The following is a 3068-nucleotide window of genomic DNA, read 5'->3' as shown; positions in this document are numbered from 1 at the left end:
CCGAGTCCACGGGCAAGTCCGGTACCGGGGTCCTGCCGGTCGTCGCCGGTCCCAACTCCCCGGAGGCCGGCTCCGGCGCGCCTGATGTCCTGGTGGTCCGGCTGGTCGCCGCTGATGCCGAGGTCGAGCTCGGTGAGAACGAGGTGGCCATCGCCGGGGGGCTGGCCACGCAGATGATGGTGTGGGAATTCGCGACCGCCGTTGCCGGGCGTTTGCTGGGCATTAACCCGTTTGATCAGCCGGATGTGGAGGCGGCGAAGGTCGCCGCCCGTGGCCTGCTGGACGCCCAGCCCGAACCCACGCCCGCGGCGTTTGTCGACGGTGTTATCGAGGTCCGCGGCGGGGAGTGGCTCCGTGGTGCGGCCACCGCGGAGGAAGCCGTGGGCGCCCTTTTGGGGACCCTGGATGATGAGAGTTACCTCAGTGTCCAGGCCTACTTTGACCGGTTGGCGTTCGCCGGGCTCGAAGGCATCCGCGACCAGCTCGCCGAGGCGGCCGGCCGGCCGGTCACGTTCGGTTGGGGACCACGGTTCCTGCACTCGACCGGGCAGTTCCACAAGGGCGGTCCCGCGATCGGGGTGTTCCTGCAGGTCACCGCGGCCCCGGCACAGGACCTGGCCATCCCGGACCGTCCCTTCACCTTCGGGGAACTGATCGCCGCGCAGGCCGCCGGCGACGCGCAGGTCCTGGCCGGTCACGGCCGCCCGGTCCTGCGCCTGCACCTCACCGACCGCGCCGCGGGCGTCGCRCAGCTGCAGGGCATCATCGCCGCGCTGGGCTCCCGGTCCGCATCCGTCACCGACAACTAAAGGTTCCACAGCAACCATGCCAGAAACTGAAAACGGCAGCACCTCCGGGCTGCGTACCCTCAAACCGGGCCGTAACCCGCTCCGGGACCCGCGGGACCGCCGCCTGWMCCGGATTGCGGGGCCGTCCTCGTTGGTGCTTTTTGGGGTGACGGGTGATCTTGCCCGGAAGAAGCTGATGCCGGCGGTGTATGACTTGGCGAACCGGGGGTTGTTGCCGCCGAGTTTCGCGTTGGTGGGGTTCGGCCGGCGGGCGTGGTCTGATGCGGAGTTCGCTGCCGAGGTGAAGGCCTCGGTGCAGGCGTATTCGCGGACCCCGTTTGATGAGGCGGTCTGGAACCAGCTCGCGGAGGGGATCCGTTTTGTTCGGGGTGAGTTCGATGACGGGGACGCGTTCGAGCGGCTCGGGGCGGTCATTGAGGAACTCGATCAGGTCCGCGGGACCCGGGGGAACCACGCGTTCTACCTYTCGATCCCGCCCAAGGCCTTCGAGCAGGTCTGCCGGCAGCTCTCCAGGCACGGCCTGGCCCAGTCGGACGGGGAGAAGTGGCGGCGGGTGGTGATCGAGAAACCCTTCGGCCATGACCTGGAGTCCGCCCGGGCGCTGAATGACATTGTCGAGTCCGTGTTCCCGCCGGACGCGGTATTCCGGATCGACCATTACCTGGGGAAGGAGACGGTGCAGAACATTCTGGCGTTGCGGTTCGCGAACCAGCTGTTCGAACCGTTGTGGAACGCACTGTATGTGGACCATGTCCAGATCACGATGGCCGAGGACATCGGCACCGGCGGGCGGGCCGGGTATTACGACGGGGTCGGCGCGGCCCGGGACGTGATCCAGAACCACCTCCTGCAGCTGCTCGCGTTGACCGCGATGGAGGAACCSATTTCCTTCAACGCSGAYGACCTGCGSGCGGAGAAGGAAAAGGTCCTCGCCGCGGTGAAGCTCCCGGCGGATCTGTCCACGCATTCGGCGCGCGGGCAGTTCGCCGGCGGCTGGCAGGGCGGGGAACAGGTCCAGGGCTACCTGGAAGAAGACGGGATCCCGGCGGACTCGAAAACCGAGACGTTCGCCGCGATCCGGGTCGATATCCAYACCCGCCGCTGGGCCGGGGTSCCGTTCTACCTCCGGGCCGGCAAACGCCTGGGCCGGCGGGTGACCGAGATCGCGGTCGTGTTCAAACGGGCCCCGAACCTGCTCTTCGGGGACCACGGCGAGGATGACTTCGGGCAGAACGCCGTGGTCATCCGGGTCCAACCCGATGAGGGCGCGACGATCCGGTTCGGGTCCAAGGTCCCGGGCACGCAGATGGAAGTCCGSGACGTGACCATGGACTTCGGSTACGGGCACTCATTCACCGAATCGTCCCCGGAAGCGTACGAGCGGCTGATCCTGGACGTGCTCCTSGGKGAACCGCCGCTGTTCCCCCGGCATGAGGAAGTGGAACTGTCCTGGAAGATCCTGGACCCGTTCGAAAACTACTGGGCGTCCCTGAACGAACAACCCGAACCCTACGCCCCGGGATCCTGGGGCCCCGCGGCCGCGGATGAACTGCTGGCCCGTGACGGACGAACCTGGAGAAGGCCATGATTGTTGACCTGCCGGACACCACCACCTCGAAGATCTCCAAAAAACTCATGGCCCTGCGTGAACAGGGCGGGGTGATCGCCCTGGGACGGGTCCTGACCCTCGTGGTCGTGACCCGCTCCGGGCTCGAGGAAGAAGCGATCGAAGCCGCGAACGAAGCCAGCCGCGAACACCCCTGCCGGATCATCGTCCTCGCCGACGCCGGMCCCGARGCCCCGGACCGGCTCGACGCSCAAATCMGGGTCGGCGGTGACGCGGGCGCCTCCGAAGTGATCGTGCTGCGCGGCTACGGGGAACTCGCCCACGAAAGTGAGTCCCTCGTCGCGGGCCTGCTCCTCCCGGACGCCCCGATCGTGGCCTGGTGGCCRCACGGGGCACCGGAAAACGCCTGCGAAACCTCCGTCGGGAAAATCGCGCACCGCCGGATCACCGACTCCGCGAACGAACCCGACCCCCAAACCGCGCTGGAAAACATCCGGRCCACCTACAAAGCAGGCGACACCGACCTCGCCTGGACCCGSCTGACGAACTGGCGGATCCAACTCGCCGCCGTCCTGGACCAAGCCGACCCGTCCCCCGTCACCGCAGTCACCGTCGAAGGCGCCTCCGACTCACCCTCCACCATCCTCCTCGCAGCCTGGCTCACCCTGGCCCTGGACACACCCGTCACTCAC

Annotated in this window: 2 protein-coding genes and 1 pseudogene; all 3 read left to right on the top strand. The window is 67.8% G+C overall.

Going from position 1 to position 3068, the window contains the following annotated elements; genetic code table 11:
- A pseudogene (locus tag AC1DIM_RS19615) lies at positions 1-809 on the top strand (glucose-6-phosphate isomerase); the annotation flags it as partial.
- 16 nt (positions 810-825) lie between these two features.
- Positions 826-2397 carry a glucose-6-phosphate dehydrogenase gene (zwf, locus tag AC1DIM_RS19610; protein WP_477712152.1) on the top strand — a complete coding sequence of 524 codons (1572 nt, stop codon included), beginning with the start codon at positions 826-828 and terminating at the stop codon, positions 2395-2397.
- The coding region (locus tag AC1DIM_RS19605) for a glucose-6-phosphate dehydrogenase assembly protein OpcA (protein WP_477712151.1) at positions 2394-3068 on the top strand (675 nt) is incomplete at its 3' end. The genes zwf and AC1DIM_RS19605, both read left to right, overlap by 4 nt.

The sequence above is a fragment of the Pseudarthrobacter sp. 01T43 genome, assembly GCF_056398665.1.
The sequence above is the reverse complement of the archived record's forward strand: the minus strand, read 5'-3'. Positions and strand labels throughout refer to the sequence as shown.